Source organism: Janthinobacterium sp. LPB2021202312-11-4, from assembly GCF_037049705.1.
GTDB lineage: Bacteria > Pseudomonadota > Gammaproteobacteria > Pseudomonadales > Pseudomonadaceae > Aquipseudomonas.
Window position 1 is genome coordinate 89,732 of record NZ_JBAGKV010000020.1, and the last position, 13,963, is coordinate 103,694.

Annotated in this window: 14 protein-coding genes; 6 read left to right on the forward strand and 8 right to left on the reverse strand. The window is 61.1% G+C overall.

Features of this window, described 5'->3' with window-relative positions; translation table 11 throughout:
* The first annotated feature begins 2 nt into the window (after positions 1-2).
* Positions 3-1,385, forward strand: coding sequence for a dihydrolipoyl dehydrogenase (lpdA, locus tag V5E99_RS20880; RefSeq protein WP_499804146.1), 1,383 nt, complete (start codon positions 3-5; stop codon positions 1,383-1,385).
* 189 nt (positions 1,386-1,574) lie between these two features.
* Entirely contained in the window at positions 1,575-2,594 is a 1,020-nt protein-coding gene (locus V5E99_RS20885) for a branched-chain amino acid aminotransferase (RefSeq protein ID WP_499804147.1), read from the forward strand.
* 156 nt (positions 2,595-2,750) lie between these two features.
* Here the strand turns inward: V5E99_RS20885 and V5E99_RS20890 are convergent, their stop codons facing one another.
* Positions 2,751-3,575 carry a TIGR03915 family putative DNA repair protein gene (locus V5E99_RS20890; protein ID WP_499804148.1) on the reverse strand — a complete coding sequence of 275 codons (825 nt, stop codon included), beginning with the start codon at positions 3,573-3,575 and terminating at the stop codon, positions 2,751-2,753.
* Entirely contained in the window at positions 3,572-4,792 is a 1,221-nt protein-coding gene (locus tag V5E99_RS20895) for a putative DNA modification/repair radical SAM protein (protein ID WP_499804149.1), read from the reverse strand. Before V5E99_RS20895 ends, V5E99_RS20890 begins: the two co-directional genes overlap by 4 nt.
* Before the next feature lie 194 nt (positions 4,793-4,986).
* On the opposite strand from V5E99_RS20895, the gene V5E99_RS20900 reads away from it, so the two are divergent.
* Positions 4,987-5,808, forward strand: coding sequence for a DeoR/GlpR family DNA-binding transcription regulator (locus V5E99_RS20900; RefSeq protein WP_499804150.1), 822 nt, complete (start codon positions 4,987-4,989; stop codon positions 5,806-5,808).
* A 54-nt stretch (positions 5,809-5,862) separates the two neighbouring features.
* Here the strand turns inward: V5E99_RS20900 and otnI are convergent, their stop codons facing one another.
* The 5 genes from otnI to ltnD form a co-directional block, all read right to left on the reverse strand.
* The gene (otnI, locus tag V5E99_RS20905) at positions 5,863-6,645 is read right to left on the reverse strand and encodes a 2-oxo-tetronate isomerase (protein ID WP_499804151.1); all 783 of its coding nucleotides are present in this window, start codon (positions 6,643-6,645) and stop codon (positions 5,863-5,865) included.
* 21 nt (positions 6,646-6,666) lie between these two features.
* Complete coding sequence (locus tag V5E99_RS20910) at positions 6,667-8,127, reverse strand: GntT/GntP/DsdX family permease (RefSeq protein ID WP_499804152.1); 1,461 nt, start codon at positions 8,125-8,127, stop codon at positions 6,667-6,669.
* A gap of 188 nt (positions 8,128-8,315) precedes the next feature.
* A complete protein-coding gene (gene otnC, locus V5E99_RS20915) occupies positions 8,316-8,954 on the reverse strand; it encodes a 3-oxo-tetronate 4-phosphate decarboxylase (RefSeq protein ID WP_499804153.1) in 639 nt (212 codons plus the stop codon).
* Positions 8,951-10,243: a 3-oxo-tetronate kinase gene (otnK, locus tag V5E99_RS20920; RefSeq protein WP_499804154.1), complete on the reverse strand. Its 1,293-nt coding sequence runs from the start codon at positions 10,241-10,243 to the stop codon at positions 8,951-8,953. The genes otnC and otnK overlap by 4 nt, the downstream gene beginning before the upstream one ends.
* Positions 10,244-10,253: 10 nt before the next feature.
* Positions 10,254-11,207 (reverse strand): L-threonate dehydrogenase, encoded by a 954-nt coding sequence (ltnD, locus tag V5E99_RS20925; protein ID WP_499804155.1) that lies wholly within the window; start codon positions 11,205-11,207, stop codon positions 10,254-10,256.
* 299 nt (positions 11,208-11,506) lie between these two features.
* Here ltnD and V5E99_RS20930 point away from each other — a divergent pair, with 299 nt between their 5' ends.
* Positions 11,507-11,848, forward strand: coding sequence for a hypothetical protein (locus V5E99_RS20930; protein WP_499804156.1), 342 nt, complete (start codon positions 11,507-11,509; stop codon positions 11,846-11,848).
* A gap of 156 nt (positions 11,849-12,004) precedes the next feature.
* Here the strand turns inward: V5E99_RS20930 and V5E99_RS20935 are convergent, their stop codons facing one another.
* Complete coding sequence (locus V5E99_RS20935; RefSeq protein WP_499804157.1) at positions 12,005-12,760, reverse strand: ArsR/SmtB family transcription factor; 756 nt, start codon at positions 12,758-12,760, stop codon at positions 12,005-12,007.
* Between the two features lie 82 nt (positions 12,761-12,842).
* Here V5E99_RS20935 and V5E99_RS20940 point away from each other — a divergent pair, with 82 nt between their 5' ends.
* Positions 12,843-13,718, forward strand: coding sequence for a cytochrome P450 (locus tag V5E99_RS20940; RefSeq protein WP_499804158.1), 876 nt, complete (start codon positions 12,843-12,845; stop codon positions 13,716-13,718).
* Positions 13,719-13,835: 117 nt separating this feature from the next.
* Positions 13,836-13,961: a hypothetical protein gene (locus tag V5E99_RS20945; RefSeq protein ID WP_499804159.1), complete on the forward strand. Its 126-nt coding sequence runs from the start codon at positions 13,836-13,838 to the stop codon at positions 13,959-13,961.
* Positions 13,962-13,963: the final 2 nt, after the last annotated feature.

Consider the following 13,963-nt stretch of genomic DNA (forward strand, 5'->3'; position numbering starts at 1 on the left):
CGATGCAAACTTTGAACACCACGCTGCTGATCATCGGTGGCGGCCCTGGCGGTTATGTCACGGCGATTCGTGCCGGTCAGTTGGGCATTTCGACCATTCTGGTGGAAGGCGAATCGTTGGGCGGCACCTGCCTGAACATTGGCTGCATTCCGTCGAAGGCGCTGATTCATGTCGCCGAGCAGTTTCACCAGACGCAACACCACAGCCAGCATTCGGCCCTGGGCATCAGCGTTTCGGCGCCGACCCTCGACATCACCAAGAGTGTCGAGTGGAAGGACGGCATCGTTGATCGCCTGACCACGGGCGTCTCGGCGCTGCTGAAAAAGCACAAGGTCCAAGTCGTACAAGGCTGGGCCAAAGTGATCGACGGTAAAACCGTGGAAGTCGGCGACACGCGGATTCACTGCGAACACCTGGTGCTGGCCACTGGCTCGAAAAGCGTGAACCTGCCGATGCTGCCGATTGGCGGGCCGATCATTTCGTCCACCGAAGCCCTGGCGCCTAAATCCGTGCCGAAACGGCTGATCGTGGTCGGCGGCGGTTACATCGGTCTGGAGTTGGGGATTGCCTATCGCAAGCTCGGTGCCGAGGTCAGTGTGGTCGAGGCGCAGGATCGGATTCTGCCGGCCTACGACGCTGAACTGACCCAACCGGTGCACGAAGCGCTCAAGCAACTGGGTGTAAAGCTTTACTTGAAGCACAGCGTTCAAGGCTTTGATTTTAATAACAACACCTTGCAAGTTCTTGATCCGAATGGTGACGTTCTGAACCTTGAAACCGATCAGGTGCTGGTGGCGGTCGGTCGCAAGCCGAACACCCAGGGTTGGAATCTTGAAGGGCTGAATCTGGCGATGAACGGTTCGGCGATCAAAATCGATAACCGCTGCCAGACCAGCATGCGCAACGTCTACGCCATCGGCGACCTGAGCGGCGAACCGATGCTCGCGCACCGGGCCATGGCCCAGGGCGAAATGGTCGCCGAGCTGATCAGCGGCAAAACCCGCGAGTTCAACCCGACCGCCATCGCGGCCGTGTGCTTCACCGACCCGGAATTGGTGGTGGTCGGCAAGACTCCGGACGAAGCCAAGGCTGCGGGCCTGGACTGCATCGTGTCGAGCTTCCCGTTCGCCGCCAATGGCCGGGCGATGACCCTGGAGTCGAAAACCGGCTTCGTGCGGGTGGTCGCTCGTCGGGATAATCATTTGATTGTGGGTTGGCAAGCGGTGGGGGTCGGGGTCTCGGAATTGTCGACGGCGTTCGGCCAGAGCCTGGAAATGGGCGCACGGCTGGAAGACATCGCCGGCACGATCCACGCGCATCCGACGCTGGGCGAAGCGGTGCAGGAAGCGGCGTTGCGTGCGTTGGGGCATGCGCTGCACCTGTAAAGATCAAAAGATCGCAGCCTTCGGCAGCTCCTACAGGGGATCGCCGGACCTGTAGGAGCTGCCGAAGGCTGCGATCTTTTAGCTTTTTTACACTGCGAAATAGCCTTGGAATGAAGTATTGTTGTCCCCATCCAAAAAACGTCAGAAGCCTTGAACCGTTTCGGCGGTTGTTAAGTGATAGAGGGTGTCATGGGTAACGAAAGCATCAATTGGGACAAGCTGGGTTTTGACTACATCAAGACCGACAAACGCTATCTGTCGTACTGGCGCAATGGCGAGTGGGACGCAGGCACCCTGACCGAAGACAACGTGCTGCACATCAGCGAAGGCTCAACTGCCCTTCACTATGGCCAGCAGTGCTTCGAAGGCATGAAGGCCTATCGTTGCAAGGACGGCTCGATCAACCTGTTCCGCCCGGACCAGAACGCCCTGCGCATGCAACGCAGTTGCGCACGCCTGCTGATGCCGTTCGTGGAAACCGAGCAGTTCATCGAAGCCTGCAAAGCCGTGGTTCGCGCCAACGAACGTTTCATCCCGCCTTACGGCACCGGCGGCGCGCTGTACCTGCGCCCGTTCGTGATCGGCGTGGGTGACAACATCGGCGTGCGTACCGCGCCGGAGTTCATCTTCTCGATCTTCGCAATTCCGGTCGGCGCTTACTTCAAGGGTGGCCTGACCCCGCACAACTTCCTGATCTCCAGCTTCGACCGTGCAGCCCCACAAGGCACCGGTGCGGCCAAGGTCGGTGGCAACTACGCTGCCAGCCTGATGCCAGGTTCCCAGGCCAAGAAGGCGCATTTCGCCGACTGCATCTACCTGGACCCGATGACCCACTCGAAAATCGAAGAAGTTGGTTCGGCCAACTTCTTCGGCATCACCCACGACAACAAATTCGTCACGCCGAAGTCCCCTTCGGTGCTGCCGGGCATTACCCGTCTGTCGTTGATCGAGCTGGCACAATCGCGTTTGGGCCTGGAGGTGGTCGAAGGCGACGTGTTCATCGACAAGCTGTCGGACTTCAAGGAAGCCGGCGCTTGCGGCACCGCTGCCGTGATCACCCCGATCGGCGGCATCAGCTACAACGACCACCTGCACGTGTTCCACAGCGAAACCGAAGTCGGCCCGGTCACCCAGAAGCTCTATAAAGAGCTGACCGGTGTACAGACCGGCGACATCGAAGCGCCAGCGGGCTGGATCGTTAAGGTTTGATCTGACGCTCCTGCTGCATAGAAGCCCTCCATCGAGTGATTGATGGGGGGCTTTTTGTTGAGAGACACAAGATCAAAAGATCGCAGCCTTCGGCAGCTCCTACGGGGTGTACGCCAATCCGTGTAGGAGCTGCCGAAGGCTGCGATCTTTTAATCTTCACCTTTTCAAGGCAACTCGCTTCCCCGCCCTCCCCGCAATCCCGCTGGCCTGCCCATCCTGTTGCTTGCCGGTGCGCGCCTGGGTGATCAACCCCGGAATCAACGCGCCCTCGGGCAGGTTTTTCCAGAACCGCGCCGGCAAATGCCCCTGCATCACTTTCGGGTTCAACCGCGCCGGGTTGAAGATATGGCTGTAGTAGGTCAGCCACATATCGCCGTGGGGGTCGTCGACGTTCTGCGCCAGCCGTTGCCATTCAACCGGGCATTGGCGCTCGTGGATCAACCGTTGGCCGTCGTAGTAGACGCCATCGCGAGGCGTAGCGATCAACCAGCGGTGGCGGCCCATGCGAGCGACGAAATGCTCGCTGGCACTGTGCAGGATGTCGTGGGCCGGTTCATGCCAAGCAACATATTGCGGGCCTTCGGTAGCTTGAGGTCGCTCAACGAAACGCACAAACGCATGCAAGTGATGGGCTTCACGCTGAACCTGTTTGATGCGCCGCTGCAATTCACTGCCGAGCTGGTCGCCCGCCAGCATCGCCGTACGATCGCCATGACTGACCCGCCACAACACCTCATAAAGCAGACTCCAGCGCTGATCGCCGCGATAACGTGCGGCGTTCTCAAGAATGCCCAGCAACGCCAAGGGAATGCGCGCCTGAAACGGGCCGTTACCGTCGGGTGGCGAGTCGTCGCTGGCGAACAGGTCCGCGACACCCTCCGAGACCCAGCTCACCAGGCTCGGATCGACTTCATGGCTGAGCAACCAGCGAGCCTGCTGGCGCCAGGTGTCGAACAGGTCGTCGCAATCGAGATTGATCATCCCCACAACCCCATTTGCTGCGGCTGCGGCCGGTCACGCAGTTGCTGGTAGAGCAAGTGGCTGGTGACTTCAGCTTGCTGCGGATGGTAATCGCTGGTGATGAAGAACGGCTTGGCCTTGGCCAGCACGCAACGCATGCGCGCCAGGTCTTCATAGCGAATGCGCCGTTGCTGGCGCAGTTCCACCAACCGCTCGGTGGTGCGCAGGCCGATCCCGGGAATGCGCGCGATCAACGACGCCTCGGCGCGGTTGAGGTCCAGTGGAAACACCTCGCGATTTTCCAGTGCCCAGGCCAGTTTCGGGTCGATGTCCAGTGCCAGGTGCCCCGGTCCCTTGAACAGCTCCCCAGCCGTAAACCCATAGCTGCGTAGCAGAAAATCCGCCTGGTACAAACGGTGTTCGCGCATCAACGGTGGCGCGGCCAGCGGTACGCTTTTCGGGCTGTTGGGGATCGGGCTGAACGCCGAGTAATAGACCCGCCGCAGGCGATAGTTGCCATACAGGGCCTGGGCGCTATGGAGGATGGTGCTGTCGTCGGTGTCGTCGGCGCCGACGATCATCTGCGTGCTTTGCCCGGCCGGGGCGAACTTCGGCGCCCGTGGCTCATTGAGCACCGTCTGCTCGCCGGTGTAGATCGTCTGCATCGCTTGCTTGATCGAGCCCAGTTGCTTTTCCGGGGCCAGGGTTTGCAGGCTGGCGTCGGTCGGCAGTTCGATGTTGACGCTCAACCGGTCAGCATAGCGCCCGGCTTGCGCGATCAGCGCCGGGTCGGCTTCGGGAATGGTCTTGAGGTGGATGTAGCCACGGAATTCATGCTCTTCCCGGAGCAATTTGGCCACGCGGATCAGTTGCTCCATGGTGTAGTCCGCCGAACGAATGATCCCGGAGCTGAGAAACAACCCGCTGACGCAATTGCGCCGGTAGAAATCCAGGGTCAGCGTCACCACTTCTTCCGGAGTGAACCGCGCCCGGGGTACATCGCTGGAACGCCGATTGACGCAATACTGGCAATCGTAGAGACAGAAGTTGGTCAGCAGGATTTTCAACAACGAGACACAACGTCCGTCCGGCGTGTAGCTGTGGCAGATGCCCATGCCATCGGTGGAACCCAGGCCGCTCTTGCCTTCCGAGCTGCGCTTGGGCGCGCCACTGCTGGCGCAGGACGCGTCGTACTTGGCGGCGTCGGCGAGAATGCTGAGCTTGTCGATGAGTTCCATGGGGCACGCCTTATACTGTTCGGATATACAGTATCGCGCCAACCCCGACAGCACAAGGCATCGGCGCTCCTTTCATCGGGCGGGAAGATGAAGGCGTTCAATGTCGCTACACGCCGGCACTACTGATCAGGTGATGGATTCGTTACTATGGCGGCCATACGAAACCCGCACGCTTTACCCCTTTGGAGCCCCGCATGCCCAGTCAAAAGGACATCGCAGCCAATAGCGCCGCACCGGTGATTCCTGATCAGCGCCGCGAGTTGATTTTGCGGCAACTGCGCAAGCATCAGGTGCTGAGTGTCCACCAGTTAATGGAGATGTTCGACTGCTCGCACATGACCGTGCGGCGCGATATCGCGTTGCTTGAACAGGAAGGACGCGCGTATTCGGTGACCGGTGGGGTACGCATTGCCAGCCAGCTTCACAGCGAGCCCAGCCATCAGTTCAAAGCCGTGGTCGAGTTGCCGCAAAAGCAAGCCATGGCCAAGCTCGCAGCGCGGTTGCTGCATGCCGATATGACGATTTATCTGGACGCCGGCACCAGCACCCTGGAGATCGTGCCTTACATAAAAGCACTGTCTGGCATGACCGTGGTGACCAACGATTTCGGCGTGGTGCAAGCCCTGCTGGATGCGCCGCAGGTGACGGTAATTCACACCGGTGGCCAACTCGATCACTCCAACCATTCCTGCGTCGGCGGACTGGCCGTTGCCACCTTGCGTCAAGTGGTCACGGACATCGCCTTTATCTCCACCAGTTCCTGGGATCTGCGGCGCGGCATTACCACCCCGTCGGCCCTGAAGGTGGAGGTCAAGCAGGTGGCGATGCAGTCAGCGTCGCAGGTGGTATTGATTGCCAGCAGTTCCAAGTACGGCACTTTCAGCATGTACAAGATCGCCGGACTTGAGCAGTTCGATTTCATCATCAGCGACGATGAACTGGCATCGGCCGCAGCCGATGGGATTCGTAAGCAAGGCGTCGAATTGCTGTTGCCAGCGGATCAGAAACCGGCCTGAAAAAAAGAGCTCCGGCACTGACCGGAGCTTTCTTGCTGCTCAATACGGCCAGGCTCAGCGCGCCTTCCAGTCCCGCAACCATTGCAACCCCACCGAGGTATCACCCTTGGGGCGATACTCGCAGCCCACCCAGCCGTCATACCCCAACTGATCCATCAGTTCGAACAGGTAGGGATAGTTGACCTCCCCCAGATCGGGCTCATGGCGATCCGGCACTCCGGCAATCTGAATGTGGCCGATACCGTCAAAGTCGCGACGAAGCTTGGTGGCCAAATCCCCTTCGACGATTTGGCAGTGATAACAGTCGAACTGCACTTTCAAGTTACTGGCGCCGACTTCCTTGCAGATCGCCTGCGCCTGATCCTGACGATTGAGGAAAAAACCCGGCATGTCCCGCGTATTGATCGGTTCCAGCAACACCGTGACGCCCGACTGACGGGCCTGGGCCGTCGCGTAGGCGAGGTTTTCCAGGTAGACGGCGTGGTGGCGTGGGCGGTCGCTTTCCGACGGCAGCAAGCCCGCCATCACATGGATACGCGTGTTACCGAGTACGGCAGCGTATTCCAGTGCGCGGTCGAAGCCCGAGCGAAATTCAGCCTCGCGGCCCGGCAAGGTCACGATGCCCCTTTCCCCTGCCGCCCAGTCACCGGGCGGCGCATTGAACAGGGCCTGGACCAGGCCGTTGTCGCTCAGCCGCTGCTTGAGTTCCTGGGCGCTGTAGTCGTAAGGAAACAGGTACTCCACCGCTTCGAAACCGTCGGCAGCCGCTGCCGCGAAACGATCCAGAAACCCGTGCTCCGGGTAGAGCATGCTGAGATTGGCAGCAAAACGAGGCATGTTAACTCCTTGGAAAATGGGTCAGACAAAAGGCCAGATCAACAGCGTGATGCAGAACCCGAGCGTGCCGAGCAAGGTCGTGATCACGGTCCAGGTGCGCAAACCATCCGCCACGTTCAGCCCGGCCAGTTTGGTGAAAATCCAGTAACCGGCATCGTTAATGTGCGACATGGCCAACCCGCCACCGCCCATGGCCAGACACAGCAGCGCCATGTGGTTGGGGGTCAGGTTAAGGGTGGCGATCAGCGGGCTGATGATACCCGCTGTGGTAACCAGTGCCACGGTGGTAGAACCCTGCACCGCACGCAACAACATGGTCAGCAGAAAGCCCAGCGCCAGCACCGGCAGCCCGGTGGTGCGCAGCAGGTCAGAGACCACCGCACCGATCCCGGTGTCCACCAGCACTTTGCCAAATACACCGCCGGCACCGGCAATCAGGATCACCATCGCCACACCGGGCAACGCCGAACCGATGACGTCGGACACTTGACTGCGACTCCAGCCTCGACGGGAACCGAGCAACCAGGCGCAGAGCAATGTGTCGAGCAACAGCGCCACCAGCGGCGCACCGAGTACAGTCATCACCCCACGCAGAATCGATTCCGGCGGCAGCAGCGAGTTGGCCAGGGTACCCAGGAGAATCAGCACGATCGGCAGCAGAATCAGGGCTGAAATCAGCGCGAAACCGGGCGGCGGTGCTGGCGGCAGCTTGGCAACCAGGCTGCTGGTGGACTCCTCCAGCCCCATATGAGCCACCGCCGCAGCGGCTTGTTCGGTGTTGCCGGCGTTACCGTTGGTCCACGCCGCCAGGTCTTCGTTGGTCACATGCGGGCCGTAGACTTCCGCGCGGATGTCGTCGGTCATCGGGTAAAAGCGACGGGTCATGCGCCCCGCCACGCGGTAGCCGACATAGCACAGGAACGCCGTCATCGGCAGGCCGGACATCAGCACGCGACCCAGGTCAGCCCCCAATTGGCTGGCAGCGGCCACGGCACCCGGATGAGGTGGCAGGAAGGCATGCACGGTGAGCAGCGCCGCACACATCGGCAAGGCAAACATCAACAGCGGCTTGCGTGCTCGACGAGCCACACCGTAGGCCAGTGGCATGAGAATGATCACCCCGACCTCGAAGAACACGGGCACGCCGATGATGAAACCGGCCACTGTCAACGCCAACGGCGTGCGGCGGTTACCGAAGCGTTCGATCAAGGTTTTCGCCAGCGCCTCCGCACCACCGGAGAGTTCGATGATCCGCCCGATCATCGCGCCCAGGGCAATGATGATCGCGATGTGACCGAGGGTCTTGCCCATGCCGCCTTCAATGGTCGCCACCAGATCCGCCGGTTTCACCCCGGCCACCAATGCCACCAGGATGCTCACCAGCATCAAGGCCACGAACGGCTGAAACTTGTACTTGAGCACCAGGAACAGCAGGAGTGCGATCCCGACCCCAGCGGTGATCATCAGAATGAGCGGGCTCATACCAGGAGCCCTCCACGCGGAGTGACGCAGAGTCGGTTGCCACTGAAAACATACGGAGTGCGGTCAGGGTACGTCATGCGGGTAAGTCCTATTGTTATTGTTTTTCAGGCAAGCCGATTCCCACGGGAGTCGCACGGCGTCTCCCGGGTATAGCCTGCGTTAGCGGTGAATCGGGTAAATCCGGCGCCCTACCAATGGACGCCGAACGCCTCGCGCAACTCGTCCAGCGCGTCCTTGCCCAAGGGCTCGGGACGCGGGTTGCTCATCAGCCAGAGGCGCGCCGTTTCTTCAAGTTCTTCCAGGGCATAGCTGGCCTTGGACACCGAGCTTTCCCAGACCACCGGCCCGAGACGTTCAAGCATCACGCCGCGCACGCTGTTGGCCAGTTGCGCCACTTGCTCGGCGACCTTTGGCGAGCCCGGTCGCTGATAGCCAATCAGCGGAATGTGCCCGACCTTCATCACCTGATACGGCGTCAGCGGCGGCAGGATGTCATTCGGTTGCCAGACCCCGGCCAGGGTCAGCGCGACCAGATGCGTGGAATGGGTATGCACCACGCCACCAACCCCGGGGTTGCGATCGTAGACCTGGCGATGCAGGGCCAGGGTCTTCGACGGCTTGTCCCCGGAGACCCACTCCCCCGCCAGATTGACCTTGGCGATGGCCGTCGGGTCGAGGCGACCGAGGCAGACATCGGTGGGCGTGATCAGCCAGCCATCGTCGAGACGGGCGCTGATGTTGCCCGCGCTGCCCACGGTGTAGCCGCGCTGATAGAGGCTGTGGCCGACGTCGCAAATCTCTTCGCGCAGGGCGTTTTCATTAATCATTTAGCACCTCCGGCCAATTGCTTGAGGGCCTTATCGAAGAATTCCCGACAACCGAAATTGCCCGACTTAAGGGCCAGGGCCAAAGGCTCGGATGTACTGCTCACCGTGGCCGGCACGCCCGGATCGATCTGCGCGCCGATCTGCAGCAGTTGCACGCCCAATGCCTGAACCACGGCGCCCGAGGTTTCCCCGCCCGCGATAACGAAGCGGCGCACACCGCTTTGCAGCAGCCCATAGGCAATCTCGCCGAAGGCACGCTCCACCAGACTGCCGGCGTGCTCGACACCCAGTTGCTGTTGCACAGCCTTCACCTCATCCGGCGAACTGGTGGCGTAGATCAGTACGGTCTGCTCATTGTCCCGGGCGAAGGCCAAGGCTTGCGCGACCACCGGCTCGCCGGCCGCCAGCGCGAAAGGATCGATCCGCAAGGCTGGCCGACCGGATTCAAGCCAGGCTGCGACCTGCCCGTTGGTGGCCACCGAGGCGCTGCCGGCCAGGACCACTTCATCACCAAACACCGCAGGCAATACAGCGGCATCCAGGTCCCGCAGCTTGCCGGCCCGACGAAAGTTTTCCGGCAGCCCCAACGCCAGGCCCGAACCACCGGTCAGCAAAGGCAGATCGGCGCAGGCAGTGCCGAGGGTGTAGAGATCCTGATCGGACAACGCATCGGCGATGGCCATGCCGATGCCTTGGGCCCGCAGTTCAGCAATCTTTTCCCGTACAAGCTCAGCGCCCTGGGCGATGCTGTCGTAGCGCAACAACCCGACCTTCAGCGTGGTTTGCGATTGCAGCACCCGCACCAGATTGGCATCGGTCATCGGCGTCAGCGGGTGATGCTGCATGCCCGACTCATTGAGCAGTTGGTCCTGCACAAACAAGTGACCACGAAAAATCGTCCGGCCGTTTTCCGGGAATGCCGGACAGGCCAGCGTGAAATCACTGCCCAGCGCCTTGAGCAACGCCTCGCTGACCTGGCCGATGTTGCCGGCCGCGGTCGAGTCGAAGGTGGAGCAATATTTGAAGAAAATCTGCTCACAACCTTGCGCCCGCAACCAGTTCAGCGCCGCCAGGGATTCTGCGACCGCATCCGTGGTCGGGGTGGTACGGGATTTCAGCGCAATAACGATTGCATCGGCATCGAGCCCCGCGGCCACTTCACTGCTGGGGATACCAATGCTCTGCACGGTGCGCATACCACCGCGCACCAACATATTGGCCAGGTCCGTGGCACCGGTGAAGTCATCGGCGATGCAACCCAGCAAGGGGCGTGCAATGGAAAGCGTCATGGAGCGGTCCTCAAACAGATTCAGGCTTGGCGGTCGGCAGCGTTATGCCTGGGAAAATCTTGATCACCGCCGAGTCGTCCTCGCGCCCGAAGCCGGCGCTGGAGGCCTGCATGAACATCTGGTGTGCGGTGGCCGACAAGGGCAGCGGGAATTTGCTGGCGCGGGCGGTATCCAGCACCAGCCCCAGGTCCTTGACGAAAATATCGACGGCGGACAATGGCGTGTAATCGGCCTTGAGAATGTGCGGCACGCGGTTCTCGAACATCCACGAATTACCCGCGCTGTGGGTGATCACTTCATACAGGGCATCGGCATCAACCCCTTCACGCAACCCCAACGCCATGGCTTCGGCAGACGCGGCAATGTGCACGCCGGCGAGCAACTGGTTAATGATTTTGACCTTGGAGCCCAAGCCATGAACGTCGCCCAGGCGATACACCTTGCCCGCCATGCCCGCCAGCACCGCGTCGGCTTTGGCGTAGGCCGGTGCCGGGCCGGACGTCATCATGGTCATCTCACCGGCCGCTGCTTTGGCGGCGCCACCGGAGATGGGCGCGTCCAGGTACAGCAAGCCTTTTTCGGCCAGGCGTTGCCCCAGGTCCACGGCGTAAGTCGGCGCTACGGTGGCACAGCCAATCACCAGGCTTTCAGGACGTAACGCAGCCGCCGCACCGCCTTCACCGAACAATACGGTTTCAGTCTGTTCGGCATTGACCACCACCGTGATGATCACGTCGCACTCACCCGCCATGTGCGCCGGTGAAGTGCAAGCGACGCCGCCCTCGCTGGCGAACTGCCGGGTGACGGCTTCATGCACGTCACAGGCATGCACATTGAAGCCGCTGCGCAACAACGAGCGGGCAATACCCAGGCCCATCGCGCCAAGACCGATAACGCCGACATTCTTGTTATTCATGGGGTACTCCGGAGAAAAGCAGCGGCTGTGTCCACGCCAGGCAGGCATAGGCCACTGTCCACGTTAGAGAGAGGGGGATGCGAGATACCGGGCCCTTGAGCGGGACGCGGTAAATAGGGGGATGTCTTGTCGAGCATCGTCGCCATCCTGTTTTGTTTTGTTTTCAGGTTGCCATACGGGTTGGGCAGATAATCCACCAATGAACAGATTATGTGAAGTCCTTTTTCATAAATAACATTTTTTAACATCACGTCGAGCGCATCGGGCCTCCAGGATGAAAGCGGCGCCCAAATCAATTCGCCGCTAGACTTGCCGCCTGCAACCGCGATCAATAGGTTCAAAAAACCATGAGCAAACTCTGGCGCAAGTATCTGACCTTGCTCGACACCGACTTCACCACCCAGGTGTTCGACAACATCAAAAACCTGCTGGTGTGTGCGCTGCTGTTGGCGGCGGGAACCAATGCGCTGCACAGCGGCCACCACCTTTACATGGGGCTGCTCGCTTCGGATTTTGCGGGATGGGTGCTGATCGGGGTGTCAGCGGTGCTGATGCTGCTCAATGTCAGCGATGGCCTGCGGCGTTTGTCACGGCTGCGGTATCACACGGCGTTCCAGGTAGTTTTGTTTCTGGTTTATCTGGTGCTGGCCATCCGGGTGGTGGAAATCGTCTGGGATTTCAGGGCGTAGGGGCTGGCGCATCGGGCGATGACCAGCGCAACACATCCTCGGCAATCCGGGCAAACAACCAATCCACGAATGCGCTGTCATCTGCGCGGCCACACCGTAGTAGTAACGCGGCAACGGCATGCGCAATTTGGGCAACGGGCAAACCTCGGCCAGCCATTAGCCTGCGATCGCCGGGCGTCGGGACTTTGCGGGCGCGGGAGGTGCGATCGTCAGCGGAACGGGCAGTTCAACGGCGAATCGGCTGCCCAGTTCCTTGCGCCCCAGCGCCGTCAACGCCAGCGCCCGACTGTCCAGGTCCTGGGTCAGCCATTTGCGTTTGATCGCCACCTGCAACAACGCCGCCCCCAGCGAACCGCCAAGGTGCGGCCGGCGCATGCTCCAGTCCAGGCAAGGGCAGGCAAAGCTGCGGCGCAATGTGCTCAAATCCTTGACCTCGATGCCCAACCCTTCAAAAAACGCCTCGCCGCTGTCACTCAGTTGATAAACCTGCTCATCGGTTTCCAGCAACCACCCCGCCTCGATCATCCGGTCATGCAGCGACACCGCCAAGGTGCCAGCCATGTGGTCGTAGCAGGTGCGGGCGAATTGCAGGCGATCCGGGGTGCGCGAATTGAAGGTCGGCGCAGCGTTCTGGCCGAGCACCATCAAGGCTTCCAATGCCTGGGCCACGGGTTTGCCGGCGAGGCTGTAATAGCGATGGCGGCCCTGAACGTGCAAACGCACCAGCGCCGATTCCTTGAGCTTGGCCAAATGTGCGCTGGCGGTGGAAGCACTGACTTCAGCAATCGCCGCCAGCTCGGTGCTGGTGCGGGCGTGGCCGTCCATCAACGAACAGAGGATTTTCGTCCGGGCCGGCTCCGCAATCGCGGCGGCCACTTGAGAGACGCCGATGTCGTGTTGTTCAACGTTCATATTTCGCTCCCGGACGAATCGAGGCCTGGTTGGACTGGAGATAGTAGCAACACTTCTCCCACCACGAACAAGGCTGCGACTTATGGACCCGATCATCGCTGCGACTCATGCCGATCCTTATCCCTATTACGCGCAACTGCGCACCGAGGCTGGGCTGGTTTTTCATCAAGGACTGAACCTGTGGGTGGCCAGCAGCGCCGCCACGGTAGCTGCGGTGCTGGCCCATCCGGATTGCCACGTACGCCCGTCGAATGAGCCCGTGCCCAAGACGATTGCCGACGGTTTGGCCGGCGCCGTGTTCGGTCGGTTAATGCGCATGAACGAGGGCGAACGCCAGCGGTGTCCGCGCTCGGCGATTGAGCCCGGGTTGGCGTTGATCGACCCCAATCAAGTGCAGGCGTTAGTCGGTGCGCGGTTGATCACCCCGGACGTCGAGGGCCTGGCCAAAGCCATGTTTCGCGGCCCGGTGTGCGTGGTCGCGGCGTTGCTGGGGTTCTCCCCGGCTCAGGCTCGGGTGATCAGCGAGTTGACCGCCGATTTCGTGGCGTGCCTGTCGCCGCTGAGCCAACCGGTGCAACTGGAGGCTGCGCATGCGGCGGCGGAGCAGCTACGGGGCTATTTCATCGAGTTGCTGGAGGAACCGGACGCACAGAGTCCGCTGTTGAGTGGCATCAGGCAACGGTTCACGTCTTCAGATAAGGAGGTGCTGATCGCCAACCTGATCGGCCTCTGCTCCCAGGCATATGAAGCCAGCGCCGGGTTGATCGGTAATGCGCTGGTGGCGTTGATTCGCAATCCGTCATTGCAACGTGATTTGCCGCTCGTTGAAGACCTGATCGCGGAAGCCCAACGCTTCGATCCCCCGGTGCAGAACACCCGCCGCTTCGTCGCTGCGCCTTGTGAAATCGAAGGCGCGAGCCTCAACCCCGGTGACGCGATTCTGGTCCTGCTGGCCTAGGCCAATCGCGACCCGCAGCTCAACGACAACCCGGACACCTTCATCCTCGACCGTCCAGACCGGCGCAGCTTTACCTTCGGCGCCTGCCGCCATCAATGCCCCGGACAGGCGCTCGCGTTGAGCATCGCCAGCGCCACGCTGACGCAAATCCTGGCAATGAAACCGGCGCTGGAGCGCTTGACCTGGGTTTACCGCCCGTCCCTGAACGGCCGACTTCCGCTGTTCAGCGAAGCCCAAGCATGATT

Excerpts from the sequence above, each read along its gene's own strand:
- otnI (WP_499804151.1), bottom strand. The coding sequence starts at position 6,645 with ATGCCTCGTTTTGCTGCCAATCTCAGCATGCTCTACCCGGAGCACGGG.
- V5E99_RS20890 (WP_499804148.1), bottom strand. The coding sequence starts at position 3,575 with ATGATCAATCTCGATTGCGACGACCTGTTCGACACCTGGCGCCAGCAG.
- otnK (WP_499804154.1), bottom strand. The coding sequence starts at position 10,243 with ATGACGCTTTCCATTGCACGCCCCTTGCTGGGTTGCATCGCCGATGAC.
- V5E99_RS20930 (WP_499804156.1), top strand. The coding sequence starts at position 11,507 with ATGAGCAAACTCTGGCGCAAGTATCTGACCTTGCTCGACACCGACTTC.
- V5E99_RS20885 (WP_499804147.1), top strand. The coding sequence starts at position 1,575 with ATGGGTAACGAAAGCATCAATTGGGACAAGCTGGGTTTTGACTACATC.
- otnC (WP_499804153.1), bottom strand. The coding sequence starts at position 8,954 with ATGATTAATGAAAACGCCCTGCGCGAAGAGATTTGCGACGTCGGCCAC.
- lpdA (WP_499804146.1), top strand. The coding sequence starts at position 3 with ATGCAAACTTTGAACACCACGCTGCTGATCATCGGTGGCGGCCCTGGC.
- V5E99_RS20900 (WP_499804150.1), top strand. The coding sequence starts at position 4,987 with ATGCCCAGTCAAAAGGACATCGCAGCCAATAGCGCCGCACCGGTGATT.
- V5E99_RS20935 (WP_499804157.1), bottom strand. The coding sequence starts at position 12,760 with ATGAACGTTGAACAACACGACATCGGCGTCTCTCAAGTGGCCGCCGCG.
- V5E99_RS20940 (WP_499804158.1), top strand. The coding sequence starts at position 12,843 with ATGGACCCGATCATCGCTGCGACTCATGCCGATCCTTATCCCTATTAC.
- V5E99_RS20895 (WP_499804149.1), bottom strand. The coding sequence starts at position 4,792 with ATGGAACTCATCGACAAGCTCAGCATTCTCGCCGACGCCGCCAAGTAC.
- V5E99_RS20910 (WP_499804152.1), bottom strand. The coding sequence starts at position 8,127 with ATGAGCCCGCTCATTCTGATGATCACCGCTGGGGTCGGGATCGCACTC.
- ltnD (WP_499804155.1), bottom strand. The coding sequence starts at position 11,207 with ATGCCTGCCTGGCGTGGACACAGCCGCTGCTTTTCTCCGGAGTACCCC.